The organism is Streptomyces sp. NPDC006487, assembly GCF_042870555.1.
Lineage (GTDB): Bacteria > Actinomycetota > Actinomycetes > Streptomycetales > Streptomycetaceae > Streptomyces.
Genome location: NZ_JBIAHN010000020.1, coordinates 61,864 through 87,934, shown reverse-complemented (window position 1 = coordinate 87,934; position 26,071 = coordinate 61,864). Strand labels below are relative to the sequence as shown.

Annotated in this window: 21 protein-coding genes; 9 read left to right on the top strand and 12 right to left on the bottom strand. The window is 73.0% G+C overall.

What is annotated here, in order from left to right; genetic code table 11:
• Nucleotides 1-1,209: an amidohydrolase family protein gene (locus ACFYM0_RS31525; protein WP_388507242.1), complete on the bottom strand. Its 1,209-nt coding sequence runs from the start codon at nt 1,207-1,209 to the stop codon at nt 1-3.
• A 193-nt stretch (nt 1,210-1,402) separates the two neighbouring features.
• Between ACFYM0_RS31525 and ACFYM0_RS31520 the strand changes: the two genes are divergently transcribed.
• On the top strand, nt 1,403-2,965 hold the full coding sequence (locus ACFYM0_RS31520; RefSeq protein WP_388507240.1) for a class I adenylate-forming enzyme family protein: 1,563 nt from the start codon (nt 1,403-1,405) through the stop codon (nt 2,963-2,965).
• Nucleotides 2,966-3,047: 82 nt separating this feature from the next.
• Here ACFYM0_RS31520 and ACFYM0_RS31515 read toward each other — a convergent pair whose 3' ends face one another.
• The gene (locus tag ACFYM0_RS31515; protein ID WP_327253389.1) at nt 3,048-3,575 is read right to left on the bottom strand and encodes an EF-hand domain-containing protein; all 528 of its coding nucleotides are present in this window, start codon (nt 3,573-3,575) and stop codon (nt 3,048-3,050) included.
• 320 nt (nt 3,576-3,895) lie between these two features.
• On the opposite strand from ACFYM0_RS31515, the gene ACFYM0_RS31510 reads away from it, so the two are divergent.
• Both ACFYM0_RS31510 and ACFYM0_RS31505 read left to right on the top strand, forming a co-directional pair.
• The gene (locus ACFYM0_RS31510) at nt 3,896-4,474 is read left to right on the top strand and encodes a sigma-70 family RNA polymerase sigma factor (protein WP_327253390.1); all 579 of its coding nucleotides are present in this window, start codon (nt 3,896-3,898) and stop codon (nt 4,472-4,474) included.
• Nucleotides 4,471-5,895 carry a maleylpyruvate isomerase N-terminal domain-containing protein gene (locus ACFYM0_RS31505; protein ID WP_388507237.1) on the top strand — a complete coding sequence of 475 codons (1,425 nt, stop codon included), beginning with the start codon at nt 4,471-4,473 and terminating at the stop codon, nt 5,893-5,895. The genes ACFYM0_RS31510 and ACFYM0_RS31505 overlap by 4 nt, the downstream gene beginning before the upstream one ends.
• Nucleotides 5,896-5,954: 59 nt before the next feature.
• On the opposite strand, the gene purU is transcribed toward ACFYM0_RS31505, so the two are convergent.
• Together purU and ACFYM0_RS31495 are read right to left on the bottom strand one after the other, a co-directional pair.
• Nucleotides 5,955-6,830 carry a formyltetrahydrofolate deformylase gene (purU, locus tag ACFYM0_RS31500; RefSeq protein WP_327306134.1) on the bottom strand — a complete coding sequence of 292 codons (876 nt, stop codon included), beginning with the start codon at nt 6,828-6,830 and terminating at the stop codon, nt 5,955-5,957.
• Nucleotides 6,831-6,849: 19 nt separating this feature from the next.
• On the bottom strand, nt 6,850-7,296 hold the full coding sequence (locus ACFYM0_RS31495) for a hypothetical protein (RefSeq protein ID WP_388507405.1): 447 nt from the start codon (nt 7,294-7,296) through the stop codon (nt 6,850-6,852).
• Nucleotides 7,297-7,525: 229 nt separating this feature from the next.
• Between ACFYM0_RS31495 and ACFYM0_RS31490 the strand changes: the two genes are divergently transcribed.
• Nucleotides 7,526-8,878 carry an ABC transporter substrate-binding protein gene (locus ACFYM0_RS31490; protein WP_388507235.1) on the top strand — a complete coding sequence of 451 codons (1,353 nt, stop codon included), beginning with the start codon at nt 7,526-7,528 and terminating at the stop codon, nt 8,876-8,878.
• 69 nt (nt 8,879-8,947) lie between these two features.
• On the opposite strand, the gene ACFYM0_RS31485 is transcribed toward ACFYM0_RS31490, so the two are convergent.
• Both ACFYM0_RS31485 and ACFYM0_RS31480 read right to left on the bottom strand, forming a co-directional pair.
• Nucleotides 8,948-10,312, bottom strand: a complete 1,365-nt coding sequence (locus tag ACFYM0_RS31485) for a hypothetical protein (RefSeq protein WP_388507234.1) — start codon at nt 10,310-10,312, stop codon at nt 8,948-8,950.
• A 176-nt stretch (nt 10,313-10,488) separates the two neighbouring features.
• The gene (locus ACFYM0_RS31480; RefSeq protein WP_388507232.1) at nt 10,489-11,868 is read right to left on the bottom strand and encodes a transcriptional regulator; all 1,380 of its coding nucleotides are present in this window, start codon (nt 11,866-11,868) and stop codon (nt 10,489-10,491) included.
• A 219-nt stretch (nt 11,869-12,087) separates the two neighbouring features.
• On the opposite strand from ACFYM0_RS31480, the gene ACFYM0_RS31475 reads away from it, so the two are divergent.
• The 3 genes from ACFYM0_RS31475 (at nt 12,088) to ACFYM0_RS31465 (ending at nt 15,501) form a co-directional block, all read left to right on the top strand.
• Nucleotides 12,088-12,768, top strand: a complete 681-nt coding sequence (locus ACFYM0_RS31475) for a bifunctional DNA primase/polymerase (protein WP_388507231.1) — start codon at nt 12,088-12,090, stop codon at nt 12,766-12,768.
• Nucleotides 12,769-12,931: 163 nt separating this feature from the next.
• Nucleotides 12,932-13,804: an ABC transporter ATP-binding protein gene (locus ACFYM0_RS31470; protein ID WP_388507229.1), complete on the top strand. Its 873-nt coding sequence runs from the start codon at nt 12,932-12,934 to the stop codon at nt 13,802-13,804.
• Nucleotides 13,801-15,501, top strand: a complete 1,701-nt coding sequence (locus ACFYM0_RS31465; RefSeq protein ID WP_388507227.1) for a transporter — start codon at nt 13,801-13,803, stop codon at nt 15,499-15,501. Before ACFYM0_RS31470 ends, ACFYM0_RS31465 begins: the two co-directional genes overlap by 4 nt.
• Here ACFYM0_RS31465 and ACFYM0_RS31460 read toward each other — a convergent pair.
• Nucleotides 15,488-16,063: an NAD(P)H oxidoreductase gene (locus ACFYM0_RS31460; RefSeq protein WP_388507225.1), complete on the bottom strand. Its 576-nt coding sequence runs from the start codon at nt 16,061-16,063 to the stop codon at nt 15,488-15,490. The genes ACFYM0_RS31465 and ACFYM0_RS31460 overlap by 14 nt on opposite strands.
• Nucleotides 16,060-17,202, bottom strand: a complete 1,143-nt coding sequence (locus ACFYM0_RS31455; RefSeq protein ID WP_388507224.1) for an NADP-dependent oxidoreductase — start codon at nt 17,200-17,202, stop codon at nt 16,060-16,062. The genes ACFYM0_RS31460 and ACFYM0_RS31455 overlap by 4 nt, the downstream gene beginning before the upstream one ends.
• Nucleotides 17,203-17,428: 226 nt before the next feature.
• Here ACFYM0_RS31455 and ACFYM0_RS31450 point away from each other — a divergent pair, with 226 nt between their 5' ends.
• Nucleotides 17,429-20,668, top strand: coding sequence for a BTAD domain-containing putative transcriptional regulator (locus ACFYM0_RS31450; protein WP_388507223.1), 3,240 nt, complete (start codon nt 17,429-17,431; stop codon nt 20,666-20,668).
• A gap of 212 nt (nt 20,669-20,880) precedes the next feature.
• Here ACFYM0_RS31450 and ACFYM0_RS31445 read toward each other — a convergent pair whose 3' ends face one another.
• Nucleotides 20,881-21,786, bottom strand: coding sequence for an alpha/beta fold hydrolase (locus ACFYM0_RS31445; protein WP_388507221.1), 906 nt, complete (start codon nt 21,784-21,786; stop codon nt 20,881-20,883).
• Nucleotides 21,787-22,148: 362 nt separating this feature from the next.
• Complete coding sequence (locus ACFYM0_RS31440; RefSeq protein WP_388507219.1) at nt 22,149-22,841, bottom strand: metal-dependent transcriptional regulator; 693 nt, start codon at nt 22,839-22,841, stop codon at nt 22,149-22,151.
• A gap of 268 nt (nt 22,842-23,109) precedes the next feature.
• Between ACFYM0_RS31440 and ACFYM0_RS31435 the strand changes: the two genes are divergently transcribed.
• Complete coding sequence (locus ACFYM0_RS31435) at nt 23,110-23,865, top strand: SIS domain-containing protein (protein WP_388507217.1); 756 nt, start codon at nt 23,110-23,112, stop codon at nt 23,863-23,865.
• 22 nt (nt 23,866-23,887) lie between these two features.
• On the opposite strand, the gene ACFYM0_RS31430 is transcribed toward ACFYM0_RS31435, so the two are convergent.
• Both ACFYM0_RS31430 and ACFYM0_RS31425 read right to left on the bottom strand, forming a co-directional pair.
• The gene (locus ACFYM0_RS31430; RefSeq protein ID WP_388507215.1) at nt 23,888-25,198 is read right to left on the bottom strand and encodes a PAS domain-containing protein; all 1,311 of its coding nucleotides are present in this window, start codon (nt 25,196-25,198) and stop codon (nt 23,888-23,890) included.
• A 120-nt stretch (nt 25,199-25,318) separates the two neighbouring features.
• Nucleotides 25,319-25,930 carry a PH domain-containing protein gene (locus ACFYM0_RS31425; RefSeq protein WP_388507213.1) on the bottom strand — a complete coding sequence of 204 codons (612 nt, stop codon included), beginning with the start codon at nt 25,928-25,930 and terminating at the stop codon, nt 25,319-25,321.
• Nucleotides 25,931-26,071: the final 141 nt, after the last annotated feature.

Sequence of the window (26,071 nt, the reverse complement as noted above, 5' to 3'; positions counted from 1 at the left end):
CTACCGCCCCGTCCGCCGGTCCTTGTCGAAGTCGAGTCCGAGCATGCGGATGGCATTTCCGCGCATGAGCTTGTAGACGGTCTCCTCGTCGAGGCCCTTGACGTGGTCGAGGGCGACCTCCTTGGTGTGCGGGAAGGTCGAGTCCACGTGCGGGTAGTCGGTTTCGAAGGTGGCGTTGTCGCGGCCCACGACGTCCAGCGAGGCGATCCCGTGCTTGTCGCGGAAGAAGCAGCAGAAGATCTGCCGGTAGTAGTACGTGGACGGCGCTTCGGGGATCAGGTCCTTGACCCCGCCCCAGGCGCGGTGCTCCTGCCACACGTCGTCGGCGCGCTCCAGGGCGTACGGGATCCAGCCCATCTGGCCCTCGCTGTACGCCAGTTTCAGCGTCGGGAACTTGACCAGCACCCCGCTGAACAGGAAGTCCATCATCGAGGCCATGGCGTTGTTGAAGCTGAGGGCGGCCTGGACGGCGGGCGGGGCGTCGGGGGAGGCGGCGGGCATCTGGGAACTGGACCCGATGTGCATGTTGACGACGGTGCCGGTCTCCTGGCAGACGGCGAAGAAGGGGTCCCAGTAGCCGGAGTGGATGGACGGCAGGCCGAGGTGGGTGGGGATCTCGGAGAAGGTCACGGCCCGCACCCCGCGCGCGGCGTTGCGGCGGATCTCGGCGACGGCCAGGTCGATGTCCCAGAGAGGGATGATGCAGAGCGGGATGAGCCGGCCCCCGCTGTCCCCGCACCATTCCTCGACCATCCAGTCGTTGTAGGCGCGCACGCAGGCCAGGGCGACTTCCTTGTCCTTCGCCTCGGCGAAGGTCTGCCCGCAGAACCGCGGGAAGGTCGGGAAGCACAGGGAGGCCTCGACGTGGTTGAGGTCCATGTCGAGGAGGCGCGCCTTGGGGTCCCAGCAGCCGCGCCGCATCTCCTCGCGGGTGATGCCCTCCAGGGTCATGTCGTCCCGGTCGAAGCCGACGGCGGCGATGTTGCGCTTGTACGGGAACTTCAGGTCCTCGTAGATCCACCAGTCGGTGGGCGGGCCGTCGGGGTCCATGGTGATCACGTACTTGCCGCCGGTGTAGGCGAGCTCGCCGATGCCGGCGGTGAGCGCCTTGGGCCCGCGGTCGCGGTACTTGGCGGGCAGCCAGACGTCGAAGAGGTGGGCCGGTTCGATGACGTGGTCGTCGACGCTGATGATCCGAGGCAGTTCCATGGTGTCCCCTCGCTGAAGCCGAATCCGAAGCCGAATCCGATGCCGAATCCGGTGCCGAATCTGATGGAGCGTCAGAAATCTGGAACCAAGCTAGCCCCCCACCCCTGGACCGACAAGCGTCCGCGCTCTACGCTCTGCGCTTGATCTGACTATCCGTCAGGTCCATGTGGCGGCCAACGGGAGGCGGGTCCGGATGACGGACAACAGCACCGCAGTCGAACTCAGCCGGTCCCGCACCATCTGGGACCTGATCGCCCGCCGGGCCGCCATGACCCCCGACGCCCCCGTGCTCATCGAAGCCGCCGAGGACCCCGCCCACGACCGGCGGCTGACCTTCGCGGAACTGCGCGACCGCTCCGAGCAGGTCGCGGCCGGTCTCCACGGCATGGGCGTGCGCCCCGGCACGGTGGTCGCCTGGCAGCTCCCCACCCGCATCGAAACCGTGCTGCTCTCGGTGGCCCTCGCCCGGATCGGCGCCGTCCAGACGCCCGTCATCCCCTTCTACCGGGACCGCGAGGTCGGCTTCGCCCTGCGCGAGTCGAAGGCGGAGTTCTTCGCCGTCCCCGGCGTCTGGCGCGGCTTCGACCACACGGCGATGGCGCACCGCCTCGGCGCGCACGGCGTCTTCGAGGCGTACGAGTCCCTCCCCACCGGCGACCCGGCGGTGCTCCCCCCGCCCCCCGAGGAGGGGGTCGCCGTCCGGTGGATCTACTGGACCTCGGGCACCACCTCCGACCCCAAGGGAGTCCTGCACACGGACCGCTCCCTCATCGCGGGCGGTTCCTGCCTCGCCCACGCCCTGCACCTGTCACCGGACGACGTCGGCTCGATGGCCTTCCCGTTCGCCCACATCGCCGGCCCCGACTACACGGTGATGCTGCTGCTCTACGGGTTCCCGGCGGTCCTGTTCGAGAAGTTCGCGATGCCCGACGCCCTGGACGGCTACCGCCGCCACGGGGTCACGGTCGCCGGCGGCTCCACGGCCTTCTACTCGATGTTCCTCACCGAGCAGCGCAAGGACCCGGGCACCAGACTCATCCCCACCCTCCGCCTCCTCGCGGGCGGCGGCGCGCCCAAGCCCCCGGAGATCTACCACGCGGTCGTCCGCGAGCTGGGCTGCCAGCTCACGCACGGCTACGGCATGACCGAGGTCCCCATGATCACGATGGGCGCCCCGGACGACACCCCGGAGAACCTCGCCACCACGGAGGGCCGGCCCCCGCAGGGCATGTCCATCCGCATCACGACCCCGGAGGGCGCGCTCCTCCCGCCGGACACCGACGGCGAGGTCCGGCTGCGCGGGGAGGCGGTCTGCCAGGGTTACCTCGGGCGCGAGCGGTACGACGTGAACGCGGCGGTCTTCGACTCCGACGGCTACCTGATCACCGGCGACCTCGGCCACCTCACGAAGGACGGCTACCTGGTCCTGACGGGCCGCAGCAAGGACGTCATCATCCGCAAGGGCGAGAACATCTCGGCGAAGGAGATCGAGGACCTCCTCCACCTGCTCCCCGGCGTGGCCGACGTCGCCGTCATAGGCCTGCCGGACCCCGAACGCGGCGAACGCGTCTGCGCGGTCGTCGAACAGCCCCCGGACGCGGCCCCCCTGACCCTGGCCGAGGTGACCTCGCACCTGCGCACGGAGGGCCTCTCCACCCACAAGCTCCCCGAACAGCTGGAACTGGTCGAGGCCCTGCCCCGCAACGACGCCCTGCGCAAGGTCCTCAAGTACAAACTGCGCGAACGCTTCGCGTAGACCCTGTCGGGCAGGTGCCGCTCACGGGCGCGGCGGGGCTGCGGGACTCCGGCCCCGCCTCCCCGCTCCCGCCCGCCAGGGGCTACGCGTCCGGCGCCGCCACCCCGCAGTAGCCGGCGAAGGCCGCCAGGATCTCGTCCTCGGTGATGTGGCCGTCGCCGTCCGCGTCCAGGGCCGCCGCGACCGGGCCCGCCAGCTCCTCCGGGGTGCCCAGCACGCGCAGGACGCGCGCCGTCGCCGCCGGGGTCGCGCCGCGGGCGACGTCGTCGGCGGGGGTCGCCGCCGCGATCACCGCCCGCAGGAACGGCCGCGCGATCTCCGCGAACCGGTGCGGATTGTCCCGCAGGCGCTTCGCCGCGCCCGTGACGAACTCCTCGCGGGACACCCGCTGGTCCCCGTCCACGTCCGCGATGCCGGCCATGCCCTGCCAGAAGGCCTCCGCGCCCGCGAACACGGCCTGACCCTTGTCGGACCGGGCCGCCACGGCGAATTCGGCCAGGACCGCCTTGGCCGCCGTACTGAAGTCCTCCCGGTCGATGTACCCGGACCCGTCCTGGTCGAAGGTGGCGAATCGGGCGGCGATCTTGCGCTCGTATTCTGCGCTGTCCATGTTCGGCGTTCCGCCTTCACGTGTGCAGTGGGGTCAGTTCAAGACAGGACAGGAGCGTAAGGCCTACGTGGCCTGCGCGTTAAGCGAAGCGGGCAAGCAGGTGGCCGCATCGAACCAGCGCACGAGGAGCGCGGCGGGGCGCGTACGCCTGTACCCATGTGCCGGGCCACACCACCCCGTTCACGCCGAGCGACGCCCCTATCACGCAGGGCGCACTTCCGACGCCGGGTTCTGGCAAAACGGGCGCGAACCGCTGCATGCCCACTACATTCGAGTGGTCGACACACGGCTGCGAAACCGGGAAGCCGGCTGGGGGCACGATGCCGAAGGACGCACCACCACGCTGGGACCGCCGCATGCAACAACGCCTGGCCCGCGGCGAGGCCGCAGCACTCGGCGAGCTGTACGACCGCTTCGCCTCGCTCGTGCACAGCCTCGCCCACCGGGTCCTGGGCGACGAGAAGGCCGCCGACCGGGTCACCCGCGAAGTCTTCGGCTACATCTGGGAGAACCCGGACGCCTACGACCCCAAGCAGGGCTCCATGCGCTCCTGGGTCGCCCGCATCACCCAGGGACAGGCCGTGGCCCGCCTGCGCCAGGCCGAACTGGGCAACGGCTCCCGCGAGGAACTGGAACAGAAGGTGCGCACCGCCAACGCGGCGGCCCGCGCGGACTTCATCGTCACCTCCATGCCCGCGCCCCTGCGGGCCGCGCTCGAACTCGCCTACTTCAAGCGCCGCGACTACCGGCAGGCGGCCGCCGACCTGCAGATCAGCGAGGACGAGGCCCGGCGCCGGCTGCGCCTGGGCCTGCAACTCCTCTCCACGGCCAACGCCGTCCCGCGCGACGACACGGTCCCGCCCGGGTACGGCCCCTCCGGATTTGGAACGAACCGATGACGATGCCGCCGAACCCCTTCGGCGAAGAAGACGGCGAAGAGTACGAGCGACACCCGAACCCCCGCGGCCCGGCGCGCATACCGGGCCCGCGCGGAGCGGCCGACGACCTCGACCTCGCGGGGCCGGGGTACGCCCTGGCCGCGGACGCGACGGATCACACGGACGCCCCGCCCGCGGCCCTGGACCCCGACGAGCCGGACGACCTCGAGGACCTCGACGCCCTCGACGAATCGGAATACCCGGAGTACACGGAGATCACCGGTCACCCCGCCGTACCGGCGCCGGCGCAGCCCGACCCGGAGCCCCTCCCGGTCGCGCCGCCGCCGTCCCACGCCGTACTGAAGTCCCTGCTCGGCGCATGGGCCCTGGCGGCCTGCTCCGCGGAGGAGACCCAGGCCGTCGAGGACCACCTCACCGAGTGCGCGCCCTGCGCCGAGGAGGCCCTGCGGCTGCGCGACGCCGTGGGGCTGCTGCACCCGGAGGAGAGCCTCGACCTCAAGCCGCTGCTGCGCTCGCGCGTGCTCGAGGACTGCCTCGGCAAGCGCCCGGCCCGCATCCCGGTCCCGGTGTGGGCGAGCCCGTACGACACCGAGACGGCCCGGCTGGACGCGCTGCTGCGGGACTTCGGGGACTCCGAGTGGCACACCCCGGTCCGGCTGAAGTGGTTCGAGGAGGAGCGCCGCCAGACGCGCCGGACCACGGTGGCCGGGGTCATCGGGCACCTGCTGGCGGTGGACGGGCTCGTGGCGGCCGCGCTGGGCCTGGACGACCCCCTGGGCCGGGAGGCACCCCCGGGCACCCCGGCCGAGCGCACCGAGCGGTTCTGGGAGGACTCCCCGTACCCGACCACCCGCCGGGTCCGCGAGCCGTGGCGGGAGCAGGGTCACACCCTGGTCCGCACGGTGTCCTTCGCGGGCCGCGGCGTGGCCGAACTGGACGTGGAGTACGGCCCCTTCGCCCTGCCCCTCGGGGACGCCTTCCTGGAGCGGGCCTTCGAGTGCTGGGTCCACGCCGTGGACATCGCGGAGGCCGTGGACTACCCGTACGAGCCGCCGTCCGCGCCCCACCTGAACCGGATGATCGACCTGGCGGCCCGGCTCCTGCCGGCGGCCCTGGCCGGGCGCCGGCGGGCGGGGCTGGCGGCGCCGCCGCGCGGGCTGGTCGCGGCGGGGGCGCCGGGCCGGACCCTGCACCTGGAGATCGAGGGTGCGGGAGGCGGCGGCTGGGACATCGCCCTGGACTCCCCCGCGGCGAAGCCCTCGCCGGAGCACACGGTGGCCCGGATCGCCCTGGACGGCGCCGAATTCTGCCAGCTCGCCGCGGGCCACATCTCCCCGGAGGAGGCCGCGGTCGGCCAGAACGGCGACCGCGAGGCCATCCGCGACGTCCTCTTCGCGGCCGCCTCGCTGAGCCGGATGTAACCGGATGCCAGGAGCCCGGACACCGGGCGCCCGCCCCGCCGTCCGGGCCCGGCCGACGGTTACGTGAAGACGACCGTCCGGGTCCCGTTCAGCAGGACCCGGTGCTCGCTGTGCCACTTCACGGCCCGCGCCAGCGCCTGGCACTCCACGTCCCGGCCGATGGCCACCAGCTGGTCCGGGGTGACCTCGTGCCCCACCCGCTCGACCTCCTGCTCGATGATCGGACCCTCGTCCAGGTCCGCCGTCACGTAGTGCGCGGTCGCGCCGATCAGCTTCACGCCCCGCGCGTGCGCCTGGTGGTACGGCTTCGCGCCCTTGAAGCTCGGCAGGAACGAGTGGTGGATGTTGATGATCCGCCCGCTCAGCTCCTTGCACAGGGTGTCCGACAGCACCTGCATGTACCGCGCGAGGACCACGAGGTCGACCTCCTCGGCCCGCACCAGCTCCAGGAGCCGCGCCTCAGCCGCCGCCTTCGTGTCCTTCGTCACCGGGATGTGCACGAACGGGACCCCGTACGAGCCGACCAGTTCCTCGAAGTCGGTGTGGTTCGACACCACCGCCGCGATCTCCACCGGCAGGGCACCGATCCGGTGGCGGAAGAGCAGGTCGTTGAGGCAGTGCCCGAACTTCGACACCATCAGCACGATCCGCATGCGCTCGTCGGAGCGGTGGATCTGCCAGTCCATCCGGAAGGAGTCGCCGATCGCGGCGAAGCTGGCTCGCAGCTTCTCCACGGTGACCGGAGCGTCGGCCGCGAAGTGGACCCGCATGAAGAAGAGACCGGTGTCGCGGTCGCCGAACTGCTGACTGTCCTCGATGTTGCACCCGGTCATGAACAGGTAGCTGGACACGGCGTGCACGATGCCCTGCTTGTCCGGGCATGAGAGGGTCAGTACGTACTGCTGCGGGGCCTGGGGCTGCGGGTCGTCGCTCATGGCACCACAGCCTTCCACATCACACCGCGCGCGTGAGGATCCTCAGGACGTCCAGTGAGCACGGCCGCGCGTCCGGGTCGTCCCCGTCCGCCGTCGCCAGCCGTACGTGCGCCTCGCGCGCGGCCCGTACCGCCTCCGGCCAGGCGTGGTGCTCCAGGTAGCCGGACACCGGGGCGTCGGGGCCTATCTGGTGCATGATCCGCAGCACGCGCAGCACGGCGAGGTCCACCAGGGCCGCCTCCTGCGAGTCGCGGAAGATCGTGCCGACGTACTTCTCCGCGGACCAGCTGTCGAGCCAGGTGTCCTCGACGAGCCGGTACACGGCGTCGGTGACGTCCCCGTACCCCTCGGCGCCGGCCAGCCAGGTGTCCTCTTGGAACGCGGGGTCGGAAAGCATGTGCAGCGCCGAGCGCACGTTGCTGCGCCAGCGCCACCACGCCATGTCGTTGAGGGGCATGCCGCCCATGGTGGAGGAGCGGCCGCCGCGGCGGGAAGAGTTCTTCGAACCTTGGGCGAATGTCACGCTTTCGATCGTACGTTCCCGTGCGGCGCGATCTTGAGGCGCCCGGGCCCGGAGGCCCGGGCGCCCGGTGCTCACTCAGCGTGTGGGTGACACCCGTAATTCACCTCGACGTCACCCGATGTTGTGCACACCTCACACCTCAGTTACCCCTGACGGGGAATGGTGCATGCACATGACCAACCGGCGATGCGCAGCAGCACTCTCCCGCACCCTTCTGGCCCGGACCACGGCCATGGCGATGGGCGCGTGTCTCCTCGTCGGCTGCGGGGTGCTCCCCGGGGGCTCGGGGGGCCCCGGGGGCGCCGACACCCTCACCGTCATGACCTTCGCCCCGCAGGACTCCAAAGCGACCAACATGCCGGGCATGCCGGGCATGGCCAAGGCCTACGAGCGCTGGGTCAACTCCAAGGGCGGCATCAACGGCCGCAAGCTCCGCGTCCTGACCTGCAACGAGCGCAACACGGCCGGCGGCGCCGCCGACTGCGCCCGCAAGGCGGTCGCGGAGAAGGCCGTCGCCGTCATCGGCTCGTACAGCCAGCACGGGCGCGCCTTCCTCGCCCCGCTGGAAGCCGAGGGCATCCCCTTCATCGGCGGGTACGGGGTCTCCTCCATGGAGTTCCAGTCCCCGCTCTCCTTCCCCGTCAACGGCGGCCAGCCCGTCCTCATGGCCGGAGTCGGCCACCAGCTGGGGCGCACCTGCGCCAAGGTCGCCCTGGTCCGCCCCGACACCCTCGCGGGCGATTCCATCCCCATCCAGCTCAACGCCGGCCTCAAGGCCAACCAGATGCCCGAGGCCAGCGACATCCAGGCCGCCGAAGACTCCGCGGACCTCTCCGTCCAGGCCAGGGAGGCCCTGGCGGCCACCTCCTCCGGGGCCTCCGGAAAGGGCGGCGCCTCCTCGGCGAAGGACGGGAAGGGCGGAAAGGACGCCAAGGAGAAGGGCTGCGTGGCCGCCGTCCTGGGCGCCCGCACCGAGACCTTCTTCGACGCCTTCCGCCGCGCCGACTCCGACAGCCCCAAGCCGCAGGTCTCCTCGGTGCTGGGCTCGGTCAGCCAGGCCCTGGTCGACCGCACCGGCGGCAAGGAGAGCCCCTTCGAGGGCGCGCTCGTCACGAGCTGGTACCCGGTCTCCGCCGATCCCCTGTGGACGGAGATGCGCAACGTGATCTCCGACCACGCCTTCGGCGACAACGCCGTGGACCCCGACGACAGCGGCGCCCAGACCACCTGGATCGCGTACACGGTGTTCAGCGAGATGGTGAAGCGGTTCAAGGAGGACGAGGACATCACCGGACGCATCCTCACGCGGAAGCTGAACAAGTCCGACCCGGTGAAGACCGGCGGCCTGACCCCCGATCTCAGCTGGCGCCACCAGGACATGCGCGCCGTCTCCGGCTTCCCCCGCATGGTCAACGGCCGGGTTACCTTCCAGGTCGTCCAGCACGGCCGGCTGATCGCCCAGCCGGGCGGCGAGTCGTCCATGGACATGACCAAGACCCTGGAACTGGCCCCCCGTTCGAGCTAGGACCTGTCCTTCTGGGGGCCCGTTCGTCCAGAGGCCCGTCCTTCCAGAGGCCCGTCCTTCGGCGACGCGCTAGAGCTGGCTCTTGTCACGCTTGGTGAGGTCGTACTTGCCCGCGATGGAGTTCCACAGGCCCGCCGCGCTCTCCTTCGCCCTGGTGGCGTCGCCGCTCGCCTTGTTGCCCTCGGAGGCATTGCGGGTCGTCTTGGCCTTGCCGTCCTTGCACTTGTCGCCGTCGGACTTCACGTCGTTCGCCCAGGCCGCATAGCTGTTGTCGGCCTCGGCGGAGGACTTCCACGCCTTGGTGAGGGCCGCGGTCAGCTTCGCGTCGTTCGGGAGCTTGTCCACCTTGAGCTCCTGGAGCCGGGTCACCAGCTCATCGCGCTGCCGGGCCGCGTCGCGCAGGTCGGTGGCCGCCTGGTCCAGGTTCCTGCAGCCCTTGATGTCCTCGACGGCCTTGATCACCGAGGCCCGGCTGTCGTTGCTGTCCGCGAGGAGCTTGTCGAGCTGAACGGCCTGCGGCTGCGCGGGATCCAGCGGAGCCTCCCCCTTGTCCGCGGCGGAGCTGCCGGGGGTGGGGGTGGGCGCCGTGGCGGCCGGGTCGTTGTTCTGCGCCTTGCCGTCACCGAGCACCGCGCCGACCCCGAGCCCGACGACGGCCAGGCCGATGACGACGGCGGCGATGATCGCGGGCGATACCTTGCGGGGGGCGGGGCCGGGCGGCTCCTCCTGGTAGTACGGCGGCGGCTGCTGCTGGTACTGCTGCGGCGGCGCGTACTGCTGGTGCTGCTGCGGCGGCGGCGCGTACTGCTGCTGGTGCGCCTGGTGCGGGGGCTGCTGCGGATGCGGCCGGCGCGGCTGCTGGGGAAGCACCGGCTCCTGGATCGGGGGCAGCAGCGCCGTGTCCCCCCGGAAGATCCCGTCGAAGCCGGCGGCGGGATCGGCGGGCGCGGCCGGAACCGGCGCGATGTACTGCGTCGCGGCCTCCTCGTACGAGGGGGCGGCCGGGACCGGCGGAATGTACTGGGTCGCGGCCTCGTCGTACGAGGGGGCCGCGGGGACCGGCGGTATGTACTGGGTGGCGGCCTCGTCGTGCGCCGGAGCCGCGGGGACCGGTGCGTTGTACTGCGTCGCGGCCTCCTCGTACGAGGGGGCGGCCGGGACCGGCGGAATGTACTGGGTGGCGGCCTCCGGCAGCGGCGGGTAGCCGTAGCCGTGCGGGTCGCCGGGGCCCTCGTAGCCGGGGCCGACCACGTGCCCCTGGGGGTAGCCGTAGGAGGGGCCACCGGGTGCGGGATAGCCGTAGGAGGGCGGGCCGTGCAGGAACTCCGGCTCCCCGCCGGGCTGCACGGGCGGCTCCGCCGGCGGCTGTGCGGGCACGGGCGGACCCCACGGCACGCCTCCCTGCGGGCTGCCGCCCTGTCCGCTCTCCGTCACCGGAACTCCCTCTCCGACCTGTCCGCGTCTACGGAACCGTCGGCTCACGCTACCGTTCCCCGCCGAGTTTGCCAGTGTCGGCCTCGGCACCAAGAGCCGGGCCGGGCACCGGGCGTCCGGATATCGGCGGGGAAAGGACGACGTGATCCCCACGACCCCGGGATCCGGGCGGCGGGTCAGCCGACCGGCTCCAGGCGGGCCGTGAACTCCCGGGCCGCCGGTTCCTCCCGGTACGGGTCCAGGCGGGTGCGGAAGTCCTCCAGGTACACCGCCCCGCGGTTGGAGCGGATGCCCGACAGGACCTCCGCCGCCTGCGTGGCCGTCTGGCAGGCGGCCTCCACCTCGCGCTGCTGCACCCGCGCCGCCGCCAGCAGGAGCAGGCCGATCGCCCGGCGCCGCGCCTTGCCCGCCGGGAGGTCCCGCAGGGCCTCCTCCGCACGTTTCGCCGCCGCGTCGGCCTGCCCCAGGTCCCGGTGACAGTGCGCCAGTTCGTCGGCGAGGTACGCCCCGTCGAAGTGCCGGATCCACTCCGGGTCGTCCCCCGACTCCGGCTCCGCCCGCTCCAGCGCGGTGACCGCCCGCGAGGACAGCACCGCCGTCGACCGCGCGTCACCGAGGAGCGCGTGCCCGCGCGCCTCCGCCGCGTAGAACATCGCCTCCACCCGGGGGGTGACCTGGCCCCGCGTGCCCTCCTGCGCGGCTCTGGCCAGCTGCGCGATCTCCCTCGGGTTGCCCAGCTCCGCCGCCAGGTGGCTCATCGACGCCGCCAGGACGTAGCCCCCGTACGCCCGGTCCCCCGCCGCCTGTGCGAGCCGCAGGGCCTGGATGTAGTAGCGCTGGGCGAGGCCCGGCTGGCCGGTGTCCACCGCCATGTAGCCCGCCAGCTCCGTGAGGCGGGCGACCGCCGCGAACAGGGCCCGGCCGACGGGCTCCCGGTACGAGCCGCCGATCAGGCCGGAGACCACCGAGTTGAGGTAGTGCACGACCACCGGGCGCACGTGCCCGCTGCCGAAGCGGTGGTCGAGCTCCTTCAGCGCCTGCGTGGTGGCCCGTACGGCCTCCACGTCCGACATCCCGACCCGTGAGCCGCCGCTGCGCGCGACCTGCGCGTCGGCCCCCGTGATCAGCCAGTCGCGGCTCGGCTCGACCAGGGCAGAGGAGGCCACGCTCGACCCCGAAAGGAAGTCGCGCCGGCCCACGTCGCTCCGCCACAACTCGCTGACCTGCTCGATCGCGCCGACGACGGTCGGGGAGAACTGCAGGCCGACCCCGGAGGCGAGGTTCTTGCCGTTGGCCATGCCGATCTCGTCGATGGTGACGGTCCGGCCCAGCTTGCGGCCCAGCGACTCGGCGATGATCCCGGGGGCCCGGCCGCGCGGCTGCTGGCCGCGCAGCCAGCGGGCCACGGAGGTCTTGTCGTAGCGGAGGTCGAGACCGTGCTCGGCCCCGCACATGTTGACGCGCCGGGCGAGCCCGGCATTGGAGCACCCGGCTTCCTGGATGAGCGCCTGCAGCCGTTCGTTCGGCTGGCGGGCGACGAGAGGCCTGGCTGCCATGAAAACCCCCAGAGACGCGGGTGATCGTTCGAATGATCACTTCCCGCCTGATGTGCGGGGAATCTTCCCCATTGCGTCCTGTCGCTACCCACCTCCGGCGCCCCGGCCTCCTACGCGCCCCCCGCGATGCACCGATGCGCCCCGCATGCAGGATCGATGCTCCGCAGCCCGGCCGGTTTACGCCCGTAACCCCCGGTGACCGCAAGAGTTGTGTTGCACGTGGAAGAGACCATCGGAGTCACGGAGACCGCGCCCATCCCCCTGCAGCGCAGTGAGCCGCTGCTGGACCATGCCGTGCGGTACACGGAAGAACGGCACTGGGATGTCTTCGCCGGCACCTGGCTGGAGTCCGGCGACGGGCGCGAGCGGTGCTCGTGCGGGGCACCGGAGTGCCCGGCGCCCGGCGCGCACGCGGCGGGGAAGGACTGGGCCTCACAGGCCTCGGGCAGCGCCGTGCAGGTCAGGCGGCTCTGGGGCAAGAACCCGAAGGCCGCCATCCTGCTGCCCACCGGCCGGACCTTCGACGCCCTCGACGTCCCGGACGCGGCCGGCTTCCTGGCACTGGCCCGGCTCCAGCGCATGCAGCGCACCCTCGGACCGGTGATCGCCAACCCGGCGGGGCGGATGCTGTTCTTCGTCCTGCCCGGCGCCGGGGCGAAGGTGCCCGACCTGCTGCGCAAGATCGGCTGGCAGCCGGCCCAACTCGACCTGGCCGCGCGCGGAGAGGGCGAGTACGTGGCCGCGCCGCCGACCCGCATCGGCGGACGCGGTTCGGTGCAGTGGGCGCAGCCGCCGACGGCCGCGAACCGGTGGCTGCCGGACGTGGAGGAGCTGATCGACGCCCTGGCCTACGCGTGCGGCCGCGAGGCGGCGGCGGAACGGGCCCGGCGCACGGCCTGAGCCCCGCCCGTCGTCCCGCTCGACGGCTCCGTCCTGCTCCGCCCCTCTCTGACCAGCGGAGATCCCCGCGGGGAAACTCATGACATAAGTAACTGCTCCGCCTCTCCCCCTCCTCCTATGGTGAGAAAAGCAGGACACGGGGAACAGGACGAGAGGCAGGCGCATGCCGGACCAGGGCGTTGCGATGGGCGGGGCGGACGGAACGGGCGGCGGTGCAGGGCGCGCACCGGCCGCCGCACCCGCCGTACGGGTCGAGGGTTTGTGGAAGCGGTTCGGCGAGCAGGTGGCCGTCTCCGGGATCGATCTGGAGCTCCCGGCGGGGCAGTTCGTCGGCCTGGTGGGGCCGAACGGCGCGGGCAAGACGACGACGCTGTCGATGGTGACCGGACTGCTGCGCCCGGACATGGGACGGGTGTTCGTCGCCGGGCACGACGTGTGGGCGGACCCGGTGGTGGTGAAGTCCCGGATCGGCGTGCTGCCGGAGGGGCTGCGGCTCTTCGAACGACTCTCCGGCCGGGAACTGCTGGGCTACATGGGCCGGTTGCGGGGGCTGCCGGGCAAGGAGACGGACAGCCGCGCCACTCAGCTGCTGGACATCCTGGACCTGGCCGGTTCGCAGAACAAGCTGATCGTCGACTACTCGACGGGCATGCGGAAGAAGATCGGCCTGGCGGCCGCGCTGCTCCACAACCCCGAAGTGCTTTTCCTGGACGAGCCGTTCGAGGGCGTGGACCCGGTGTCCGCGCAGACCATCCGCGGAGTACTGGAGCGCTACACCTCCTCCGGAGCCACGGTCGTCTTCTCCTCCCACGTCATGGAGCTCGTCGAGTCGCTGTGCGACTGGGTGGCCGTCATGGCCGCCGGCCGGATCCGGGCCGCCGGCACGCTGGCCGACGTACGGGGCGACGCGCCCTCGCTGCAGGCCGCGTTCCTGGAACTGGTCGGGGCGCAGGGCCGGGCCACGGGCGAGTCCCTGGACTGGCTCGGCGGCGGGGCCGCGGCCAACGGCGGAAGCAACGGGGCGGGCGTCCGATGAGCACGCCGACGCCCACGCCCGCCGCCACGTCCGCGCAGGCTCAGGCGGCCGCATTCGGGTCCGCCACCTCCGCCGGCGCCCCGGCCTCCGCTTCCGCGGCCGCCTCCGTCAACATCACCCCGATCTTCGTCCGCCTCAAGCTGTCCCTCCTGCGCAACGGGCTCAAGGGCTCCACGATGCGCAAGGCCGCCTACTTCGGCGCCCTCGCCTTCGCCCTCGTCATCGCCTTCTTCGCCACGCTCGGCCTCACCGTTCTGCGCGGCAACGAGCACGCCGGCGCGGTCGTCGTCCTGCTGGCGGCGCTCATGGCCCTGTGCTGGACGTTCGTTCCGCTGTTCTTCGCCACCGGCGACGAGACGCTCGACCCGACCCGGCTGGTCATGCTGCCGCTGCGCCCGCGGCCGCTCGTACGGGCCATGCTGGCGGCCTCGCTCGTGGGCATCGGGCCGCTCTTCACGCTGTGCCTGGCCGTCGGCTCGGTGATCGCCGTCGCCCGGGGCGCGGCGGGCGCGGTGGCCGCCGTACTGGCCGTACCGCTGCTGCTGGTCGGCTGCGTCGCGCTGGCCCGGGCGGTGGCCACCGCCAACGTCCGGCTGCTGACCAGCCGCAAGGGGCGCGACCTCGCGCTGCTCAGCGGTCTGCTGATCGCGATCGGCGCGCAGGTGGCGAACTTCGCCGCCCAGCGGCTGTTCCAGACCGGCGGCCTGGACAAGCTGGAGCCGGCCGGGGCGGTCGTGCGCTGGCTGCCGCCCGCGACGGCCGTCGGGATGGTGGACTCCGCGAGCGAGGGCTCGTACGGGATCGCGGCCGCGCAGCTCCTCATCACGGTCGCGGCCCTCGGCCTGCTGCTCTGGTTCTGGGAGCGCAGCCTGACCAAGCTGATGGTCACCCCTGACGGTTCGACGATCGCGGCCGCCAAGGAGAAGAAGCCGGCGAACCGCGCCACCGGCGGCGGCTGGTCGATCCTTCCCGACGACCGTACGGGCGCGGCCGCCCAGCGCGTGCTGCGCTACATGGTGCGCGACCCGAAGACCAAGGCGGCGTGGGTGTCGGCCCTGGCGCTCGGCCTGATCATCCCGGTCGTCAACGCCGTCCAGGGCAGCGGCTCGGTGTACCTGGCCTGCTTCGCCTCGGGCATGCTCGGCCTGCAGATGTACAACCAGTTCGGGCAGGACACCTCGGCGTTCTGGATGGTCGCGCAGACCATTTCGAACACCCGGGACGCGTACGTGGAACTGCGGGCCCGCGCCCTGGCCCTCGCGCTGGTCACCGTGCCCTTCACCGTGGTGGTCGCGGCGGTCACGGCGGGCCTGCTCGGCGACTGGGCCGGCCTCCCCGGCGCCCTGGGCCTGGCCCTTGCCCTGCTCGGCTCGATGCTGTGCACGGGAGCCCTGGCGTCCGCCCACCTCCCGTACTCGATCCCGACCGACGGCGCCTTCAAGAGCGTCGCTCCGGGCCAGGGCGCCCTGGCGTGGGCGGCCCTCCTCGGCGGCATGCTCGCCTCGGCACTGGTCAGCTCGCCGATGATCGCCCTGGCGATCTACTTCAGCGCCACGGACCAGAAGTCCCTGGCCTGGATCCTGCTCCCCCTGGGCGTGGCCTGGGGCACGCTCGCCACCTGGACCGGACTGCGTCTCGCGGCCCCGACGGTGGTCCGCAAGCTCCCGGAGATCCTGCTGGCGGTCAGCAAGGGCTGACCACCGGGGCCAGGGCGGCGTCGGCCTCGTCGAGGGCCGACTCGCCCGCGCTCAGGGAGTCGTAGACGAAGTGGACGGCGGCGTCCCCGATGCCGCAGTACTCGGAGATCCCGACGCGCAGGAGGCGGTCCACCGGCTCGTCCCAGCCCAGCTCCTTGAACTTGGCCTCCGGGTAGCTGACCAGCGGGATCCAGACCATCCGCTTGCCCTTCAGGAGCGGACGGCGCAGGCCGTAGGCGAAGCCGTTGTTCCAGACCCGGTCGATCCAGCCCTTCAGGATGGCCGGGAGGCCGAACCACCAGAGCGGGAAGACCACCACGAGGATCTCGGCCGTGGCGATCCGGTCCATATGCGTGCGGGCCTCGGCGGAGTACTCCTTGCCGGGGTCCGACCAGTCCGGCTCGTCCTCGGTCCCCATCCGGGGGTCGAAGCCCTCGGCGTGCAGATCGAGCACGTCGACCGTATGGCCGTCGGCCTCCAGCCGGGCCACGGCGCGGCGGGCCAGCTGGGCGGTCAGCGAATCTCCGCGGGGGTGGGCCAAGACGACCAGGGCGGCGCTCATCGGGCATCGGTGGTGGTCGTGTTGGGCGTCGTGCTCGTGGTGGTCGTAGTGCCCGGGGTGCCCGGGGTGCTGGGGGTCGCCTTCGCGGCGGCGTCCTCCGGGGAGAGGCGGACCAGCATCTTGCCGGTGTTCGCGCCGCGCATCATGCCGAGGAAGGCCTCCGGGGCGTGTTCGATGCCGTCGACGACGGTCTCCTCCGTGCGCAGGCTGCCGTCCGCCAGCCATCCCGCCGCCCGGCCGATCCATTCCGGGAACAGGTCGAAGTGGCTGGAGACGAGCATCCCGCGCAGGGTCACCTCGCGGGCCGCGGCCAGGAAGAGGTTGTCCGGGCCCACCGCCGGCGCGGTGGCGTTGTAGCCGCTGATCGCGCCGACCATGGCGATCCGCCCGCCCTGGCGCATCGCACCTATGGCCGCCTGGAGGTGGTCGCCGCCGACCGCGTCGAGGTAGACGTCGATGCCGTCGGGGGCCGCCTCGGCGAGCTGGCCGGCCAGGTCGCCCTGGCGGTGGTCCACGGCCGCGTCGTAGCCGAAGCGGTCCAGCAGCTTCTTCGTCTTCAGCGGGCCGCCCGCCGAGCCGATCACCCGGGAGGCGCCCAAGCGCCGCGCCAGCTGCCCGGCAACGCTGCCGACCGCGCCGGCGGCGGCGGAGACGAAGACGACGTCGCCCTCCTTGACCGGGGCGGTGCGGGTCAGTGCCGCGTACGCCGTCAGGCCCGTGGTGCCGAGCGGACCGAGGTACGAGGACTGCGAGGCGACCGCGGGATCCACGACGGTGGCGGCGGCCGCGTCGAGGACCGCGTACTCCCGCCAGCCGAGGAAGTGCGAGACGGTCGCCCCGACCGGCACCGCCGCGGAGCGGGAGGCGACGACCGCGCCGATCGCGCTGCCTTCGAGGGCCGTACCGAGGGCGAAGGGCGGGATGTAGGAGGGGGCGTCGTCCATCCGGCCCCGCATGTACGGGTCCACGGACATCCAGGTGTTGCGGACCAGGATCTGGCCTTCGGCGGGCTCCGGAACCTCGGTGGCGACCAGGTCGAAGTGGTGCGGGCCCGGCTCGCCCACCGGGCGGGCGGCGAGGCGGATCTCCCGGGAGAGAGTGCCCGTGGCGCTCGTGGTGCTCGTGGTGCTCGTGGTCATGTGACTGTTCCTTCCGGTGTGTTCCCGTGCCCGCTCGGTCGCGGTCACGGGAACACCGTGTCCGGGGGCGCGCACGGGCCGCGCACGCGTCACGCACGGGATCGGAGGCGGGGTTGTCGGAGGCGGGTTGCGCACGGGGTCGGAGGCGGGTTGCGCACGGGGTCGCGGACGGCGCCGGGTTTTCTCCGCTCACCGTGTTCTGACGGGCAAGAAGTAACGTTGCGGCATGCGTTTCGAGGTGCTGGGGCCACTGACCGTCCGCACGGATGACGGGACTCCCGTACCCGTTCCCGAGGCGAAGGTACGGGCCCTGCTCGCGGCCCTCCTCGTACGCGACGGCCGCCCCGTGCCGGTGGACCGGCTGATCGAGGACCTGTGGGGCGAGGCGGGCGATGCCGCCCCCGGCAACCCGGGAAACACCCTCCAGACCAAGGTCTCCCAGCTCCGCCGGACCCTCGCCAAGGCCGAGGACGGCGCACGCTCACTCGTCGCCTACGGTCCGGCGGGCTACGCCCTGCGCGCTCCGGCGCGGGCCGTGGACGCGGACCGATTCGCCGAGCTGGCGGCGGCCGCGCGCAAGGAGGCGGAGCCGCGGGCCCGGGCGGAGCTGCTGACCCGGGCGCTCGGACTGTGGCAGGGGGAGGCCTACGCCGACTTCCAGGACGCCGACTTCACGCAGGCGGCGATCGCCCGGCTGGAGGAACAGCGGATCACCGCGTACGAGGACCTGGCCGAGGCCCGCCTCGAGCTCGGCGAACACCAGCAGCTCGCGGACGAGTTGACCGGCCCCGCCACGGCCCACCCGCTGCGCCAGCGGCTGCGCGGCAGCCAGATGCGGGCGCTGTACCGCGCCGGCCGCCAAAGCGAGGCCCTCGCCGTCTACGCGCACCTGCGCGAGCTCTTCGCCGAGGAGCTCGGCATCGACCCCGGAGCCGAACTCGCGGCCCTGTACCAGGCCATCCTGCGCCAGGACCCCGCGCTGGGCACGACCGCGCGGCCGGGCCTGCCGCAACAGTCGGCCCGGGACGGCCGGGCATCCAGGGAAGGCCGGGCATACGGGGGCGGCCGGGCATACGGGGGCAACCGGGCGTACGGGGGCGGCAACCTGCCCACGCCCCTCAGCTCCCTCGTGGGCCGCGAGGAGGCCGTCGCCCGGGTGTGCGCGGCGCTCGGGGCGGGCCGGCTGGTGACGCTGTGCGGGCCCGGCGGCGTCGGCAAGACCCGGCTCGCGCTGGCCGCGGCGGCGCGGCTGGAGGAGACCCACGCCGACGGGGTGTGGTTCGTGGAACTCGCGGGCGCGCACGGCACGTCGGTCGCCGAGGCGGTGGCCGCCGCGATCGGGATGCGCGAGGACGACGCGGGCGGCGGCTCCGTCGAGGAACGGCTCGCCGAGGCGTTGCGGCGGCGCGAGGCGCTCCTCGTACTCGACAACTGCGAACACCTCCTCCCGGCCGCAGCGGACCTCGCCGAACGGCTCCTGCGCCGCGCCCCCGGCCTGCGCGTCCTCGCCACCAGCCAGGAGCCGCTCGCGCTCTCGGGCGAGGTGATCGAGGCCGTCGCCCCGCTCCCGCAGGCCCGGGCCGTGGAACTGTTCGCGGCCCGCGCGGCCGCCGCCGCCCCCGGTTTCGCCCTCGGCCCCGACACCGCGGAGGCCGTGGCCGTGATCTGCCGCAGGCTGGACGGGATCCCGCTCGCGCTGGAACTCGCCGCGACGCGGGTACGGGTCCTGGGGGTGCAGGCACTGGCGGACCGCCTGCACGACCGCTTCCGCCTGCTCAACCAGGTGCGCCGCGACGCCCCGGCCCGCCAGCGCACGCTGCGCGCGACGATCGACTGGAGCTGGGAGCTGCTCTCCCCGGCGGAGGCGACGGTCCTGCGCCGCCTGTCGGTGTTCGCGGGCGGATTCACCGTGGAAGCGGCCGAGGCGGTGTGCGCGGACGAGGACCCGCCGGGTGGGGGCGGCGGCTCCGGTGACCCGGTCGCCCGTGACGACGTGCTCGATCTGCTCACGCGGCTCGTGGACTGCTCGCTCGTGGCTTCCGCGTACGGGGACTCCGGACACGGGGACTCGGGACAGAGGGACTCCGCGTACGGAGACCCCGCGTACGGGGACTCGCGCCTGCGGCTGCTGGAATCGGTGGCGGCGTACGGGCTGGAACGGCTCGACGCCGCCGGGGAGACGGGCACGACCCGGCACCGGCACGCGGAGTACTACACCGGGTTGGCCGAGCGCGCGGCCGAGCGGCTGCACGGGCCCGGGCAGGGCGAGTGGCTGCGGCGGCTCGACCGGGAAGGCCTCAACGCCCGGGCCGCCCTGGAACACGCGGGGGCCGGTGAGCTGGGGCTGCGGCTGGTCGGCGCGCAGTCCTGGTACTGGTTCCTGCGCGGCCGGATCCAGGAAGCCACCGAGGCCACCCGGGCGGCCGGGGCCTCGGCCCTGCACGCCGCCTTCGCACTGCTCGGCGGGGACGACAGCCACCTGGGCGGCGACTTCTCGGCCGCCGACCTCCGGGAACAGTGGCTGCTGACCTACGCCCGGTGCGGCTTCGGCTCCGGCGTGAGGGAGGACGAACTCACCCCTCTCCCCGCCCGGTTCCGCGAAAGCGGTGACCGATGGGGCGAAGCGGTCGCGCTGCTGACCCTCTCGACGCGGGCGATGTACGACGGCGACCTCGCGGAACTGCGCCGCAACGCGGAGGCGGCCGCCGCGGTGTTCACCGAACTGGGTGATCGCTGGGGCCAGTTGCAGACCTCGGAGCAGCTCGGCATCCTCGCCGAGGTGACCGGGGACTACCCGGCCGCGGCACGACTGCACGAGGACGGCGTACGGGACGCGCAGGAGCTGGAGTTGTGGACGCACGCCTCCTTCCGGCTGGCCCGGCAGGGCCGCATCGCGCTGCTGACCGGCGACCTGGCACAGGCGGCCGCACTGCACGAACGGGCCCTGCGGCTCGCGGAGGAGCAATGCCACCGCCCGGCCGAGCAGTTCGCGGCGATCGGGCTCGCCTTGGGCGCGCGGCGCGGCGGCGACCTGGACGGCGCCGAGGCGCGGCTGCGACCGTGGCTCGACTGGAACCGGCGCCTCGGAGTGGACTCCGGAGCGGCGCTGGTCCTCGCGGAGCTGGGCTACGTCGCGGAGCTGCGGGCCGACCCGGCCGCGGCGGAGTCCCTGCACCGGGAAGGCCTCGCGGCGGCCCGCCGCTCGGGGGACCCCCGCGCCCTCGCTCTGGCCCTCGAAGGCCTGGCGGGGATACTCCCGCCCGCCCGGGCGGCCTCCCTGCTGGGCACCGCGACGGCCCTGCGCACCTCGGTGGGGACCCCGCGCCCCCGGGCAGAACGCACCGACACCGACCGGGCGACGGCCCGGGCCCGTGCGGCCCTGGGCCCGGAGGCCTACGCCACCGCCTTCGCCACGGGCGAAGCCCTCCCCCTGGAGGAACAACTCGCCCTCCTGGAAGGCCCGTGACCCACTCCGCGGCAGCAGGCGGCGCGGCGCCGGCGAGCGGCCCGGCCCAACAGCCGCCCTTCACCGGCCCAGCGGGGCACCGGGGCACCGGCCCACCGGGGCCCCACAAGGCCCCCAGGGGCCCGCAGGGGCGACGGCGACGGCTGCCGGGGCCGGCCCCGGCAGCCGCCCCCGTAGCGGCCCACAGGGTCCCACCGGGCCGCGCCCACCCCTCACGCCGATGCCTTGATGCCCTCCAGGAACGGCTCCACCGCGGCTCGCCACGCCGTCGGGTGGTCGTAGTGGAGGTAGTGGCCGGCGTCCGGGATCTCCGCGTACTGCCCAGCCGGCAGGACGCGGACCATCTCCTGGGCCTCGGCCCGGCCCAGCTCGCCGTCCAGACCGCGGACGACCAGCGTCGGGCACCGCACCTGGGCGAGCTCCTCCCAGTGCGCGTCGTGCACCCACGTCTCCCGCGCGGTCAGCATCTGACGGCGCGAGAACAGCGGGCGCCAGCCGTCGTCGGCCTCGTGCATCACCTCCGCGAAGAACTCGCCCCGGCCGGGGTCCGGGCGCTCCACCCGCGGGTCGTCCTCGCCGAACCAGCGCCGTGCGGCGTCCTGGGTGGGGAACGGCAGCGGCCAGTGCCGGAACCATTCCTCCCACTCCTGCTGCGAGGCCTCCCCCAGCGCGGACGCCCGCATGTCGCAGATGACCAGGGCCGCCACGAGGTCGGGGCGGCGGGCCGCGAGCTGCCAGGCGGTGAGGGCGCCCATGGAGTGGCCGATCAGCGTCACCGGCGCGAGGCCGAGCTGCTCGACGGCCGCCTCGGCGTCGGCCACGAAGGCCTCGCGCCCGTAGGCGACGGAGCTGCCGGGGCCGGCGGTCGGCGGGCGCTCGCTCTGGCCGTGGCCGCGCTGGTCGAGGGCCACGACGCGGCGGCTCGCGCCGAGCCAGCGGGCGGTGCCCGTCCAGTGGAAGGCGCGGCCCATCAGGCCGTGCAGTAAGAGGGCCGCGGGCTCGCCCGACGGCGAGTGCGGCGATGGCGTCGACGGCTCGGACTCCGCGGCCGCTGCGCAGAACTCCCAGGCCGCCAGGCGTACGCCGTCGGCCCCCGTCACATCGAGGCGTCGTACCACCGCAGATGCACCCCCTTCGCTCCCGGCCACAGTATCGAACCCGTATTCGAAAACGGGGTTCTCGCCGACAACACCGCTCTTTCGAGTGACCTTGCTCAAGGATTGACCGCCGCTGCCGATGGAGATCCTTTCCACAGGGAGGCGGGCCGCTCGGGGAAGACGGTCCGAAGGGATGACCTTGAGAGCTCGGGGCTCCAGGTCAAGCAGGGGAGGACCGGTCCCGGCGCCGTAAGGCGCCGGGACCATCCATGCAGATCTTCACCGGTCCACACCGACCGACACCAGTCGGATTCGCTCGCACTGGCGACCCGATCGAACGACCGTGCGTCAGCCTGTCGAAGACCCCCCAGCCCCTCCGTCCGTCAGCGCTTCGCCACGAACACGTGGGACGCGACGTCCGCATCCAGCTCCGCGGCCTCGCCCCCACTGCCGACCAGCACACCGCCGGGCGACTCGGTCACGCTGACCACCGAGCCGGGCTGCACGCCCGCCCGCCGCAGCGTGTACATCAGCTGCGCGTCCGTCTGGATCGGCTCACCGATCCGGCGGATCACCACGGTCTTGCCCTCCGCGCCCGGGTCCAGCTCGGAGAGGCTGACCATGCCCTCTTCCAGGAACGGATCGGCCTCGGCCTTCTCGCCCAGCTCCTCCAGCCCCGGGATCGGGTTCCCGTACGGCGATTCGGTCGGGTGGCGCAGCAGCTCCAGCACCCGCCGCTCCACCGCCTCGCTCATCACGTGCTCCCAGCGGCAGGCCTCGGCGTGCACCTGCTCCCACTCCAGGCCGATGACGTCGACGAGCAGACACTCCGCGAGGCGGTGCTTGCGCATCACGCGCGTCGCCAGCTTGCGCCCCTCGTCGGTCAGCTCCAGGTGCCGGTCGCTGGCGACGGCCACCAGGCCGTCGCGCTCCATCCGCGCCACCGTCTGGCTCACCGTCGGGCCGCTCTGGTCGAGCCGCTCGGCGATACGGGCGCGCATGGGGACCACACCTTCCTCTTCCAGTTCGAGGATGGTGCGGAGGTACATCTCCGTGGTATCGATCAGTCCGGACATTCGTGCCCCTCGGATTGCGTGCGCTGGCCCTGCCCCCAATTCTGACCCATCACGCCGACAACCGTCCCGTGTAGGACGTCAAGGGCCGTTCCGGACTGCCCGGAAACGCCCCTCCGTCCCCTCTGGGCACCTCTCATTACGCCGCCCACCGGGCCTTTCGCCCCGTGGATGGAAGTTCGTATTGACAGGCCCTTGGTCCAGACCGCACGGTGAGCGGCGGACACGGACGACAACCTCACCCACTCCCACCCCGGAAGGCCATCGGCGTATGAGCGAGAGCAAGCTGGCCGGTCAGTTCTTCGACGCCGCGATCGGTCTGCTGGAGCGGGTACGGGACGAGGAGTCCGCCCGCGTCAACGAGGCCGGGACCGTCATCGCGGACGCCGTGGCCGCCGGGAACAAGCTCTTCGCCTTCGGCGCCGGGCACTCCTCCCTCCCCGCCCAGGACGTGGTCTACCGGGCCGGCGGGCTCGCCCTGATGAACTTCCTCGCCGTCCCCGGCACCGTCGGCATCGACGTCATGCCCGCCACGCTCGGCAGCGCCCTGGAACGCGTCGACGGCCTCGCCGGCGCGGTCCTGGACAGCAGCCCGGCCAGTGACGGCGACGTCCTCGTGATCATCTCCCTCTCCGGGCGCAACGCGCTGCCGGTCGAGATGGCCATGAACGCCCGCGCGATCGGCCTCAAGGTCATCGGTGTCACCTCGGTGGCCTACGCGACCGGCACCAAGTCCCGCCACGTCTCCGGCACCTTCCTCAAGGACCACTGCGACATCGTCCTCGACAGCAAGATCGCCGTCGGCGACGCCGAGCTCACCCACGAGGGCATCGAAGCCCCCTTCGCTCCCGCCTCCACCGTCGTGACCAGCGCGATCATGCAGGCGGTCATGGCCGCCGCGGCCGGCGAGCTCGTCGCCCGCGGGGTCGAACCGCCGCTCCTGCGCTCGGGCAACGTGGACGGCGGCCACGAGTGGAACGGCCGCGTCATGCAGGAGTACGGCGACCGCATCTTCTTCCGCCACTAGAGGCTGTCGCCCGCGGGGCGCCTCAGCGCCCCGCCAGGTCCAGATCCGCCGCGACGCGGGCCGCGACCTCCTCCGCGTACGCCGCGTCCTCGCGCTCGAAGGCGGCCCGGGACGGCCCCCGCAGGAACGTCAGCGTCCCCAGGGTCCGGCCCCGGCTGCGCAGGACCGTGCACAGGGCGTGCGCCGCACCCTCGGGCCAGTGCCGGGCGCCCGCCCACGCCCCGTCGGCCTGCCCGCGCGGCGCGCTCGTCCGCACCGACCCGGCCCGGTCCAGCGCCTGCAGCGCCGGGTGACCGGCCCGGTAGCGCACCGGGATCACCCCGGGCTCGGGGAGCCCCGGCAGGCCGGGCGGGGACGCTGCCCAGCGCAGCAGCCGTGCGGGCGCAGGTTCCCGTAGCGGCTCCAGTACGTCCACCAGCGCGTGCTCGGCGAAGCCCGCCAGGGCGAACTCCAGCCGTACGGCCGCCGCCTCGGCCGGGTCCTCGCACTCGGCGGCGGCCCGCCCGGCCCGGTACAGCTGATGGGACCGGAAGCGCAGCTGCGCCGTGTCCAGCTGCGCCTGGCGGGCCTCGGTGACGTCCTGGAACAGCAGCGCGACCCCGAGCGGTACGGGTTCCTCCGCGAGCGGCGAGGCCAGGCGCAGGAACCCGCACCGCCAGCACCGCCGCCGCACGCCCTCGGGTCCGCGCACGGACACCCACAGCTCCGCCGGCGCCGGGGGCGCGCCCTCGGCCAGCACGTGCTGCAGCGCCCCCTCCAGCTCCTCCACCCCCTGCGCCAGCAGCTCCCCCAGCGGCCTCCCGAGCAGCACGGTGCGGCCGGAGCCGAAGGCCCGGGCGGCATGGGCGTTGACCACGGCCGGGCGCAGGTCCACGTCGACGAGCACGACCCCCCAGGAGGCGTCCTCCATCAGCGCCTCGCTCAGGGCGATGGAACGCTCGAGGTCGATCTGCGCGTGCACCTCGCTGAAGGCGCAGTACACCCCGGCCGGCTTCCCGTCGGCGCCCGGCACCCCCGCGGACTGGGTCCGCACGAGCACCCGCCCGCCGTCCTTGGTCAGCAGTGCGAACTCGTGCACCTGCCGCCCCGGCACGTCCTGCGCGGCCATGAGTCTGTCCTGTACGTCCTGCGCGTCGGCGGGCCGCACGGCCCACCCCGCGAACCCCTTGCGCCCCACGGCCTCGATCGCCGACCACCCCAGAATCCGCTCGGCCTCGCGGTTCCAGTGGGTGATCACGCCATCGGCATCGAACGCGCACAAGGCCGCGTCCATCCCGTCCAGCAGCGCTGCGAGCAGATCGTCGGCGGTCTCATCACGTCCGGATGCAGTCACCTGGGCCCCCTACAGGTGTTCGCGTGTGCGGCACGTCACGTCATTGAACTCGAACGTGACGCAGCACACACCCACTTCCCGCAATCATCCCGGTATGTCCGGGCCACGGAGGCTGTCCGGTCAGCTGAGAACCACCACGAGAAGCGCGATGCCGGCAAGCGTGGCCGTACCGATCACCGCCTTCGCCCCGGCCGACCGCGCCCACCACTCCCGCTGCGCGGCAGCCCGGGCGATGCGCGCCTCCGCACCCGGATCCTGCCGCCACCCGGGGCCGCGCAGCCCGGCCCACGCGGCCCGGATGAGGGCCACTTCGGTACGGACCCCCTCGACTTCCCGGTCGTCCACGCACGGCAGCGAGACCCGCTTGCCCCCGGGCAGGTAGGCGTACGCGGAGACCCACTCCGCACCGGGCCCCCTGCCCGCCCGCCCGGGCCGGCCCTCGGCCCGGATGTCGTGCAGCTCAGCCCACCGCACCCGCCGCACCCGCAGGAGGCTCCGTACGGCGATCCCCTGCTCGTCGAGGACGGTGAACCGGCGCGCCCGGGCGTAGGCCGCGAAGGCAAGGAGCAGGGCTGCCAGGACGGGCAGTGCCACCCTCCACCAGAACGGCAGGCGATCGGCTGTGGCCGACTGGTAGCACCCCCACACCCAGACGAGACCCATCCACAGGTACGCCCCACCCGCCGACCCCGCCCTGGTCCGGTACTCGCGCGGCAGCGTCCCCTGATCCATACGGCCCCCCAGCCTCGGCGGCCAGGGTAAACAGCCCCGGGACCGATTGACCACAGCCCGATCGCCTGGACTGCACGACCCGAGCGGCCACACGTTCGAGTGAGCCCTACCGATCCGTCGTCGCCGCTCGGTCCAAGGTCG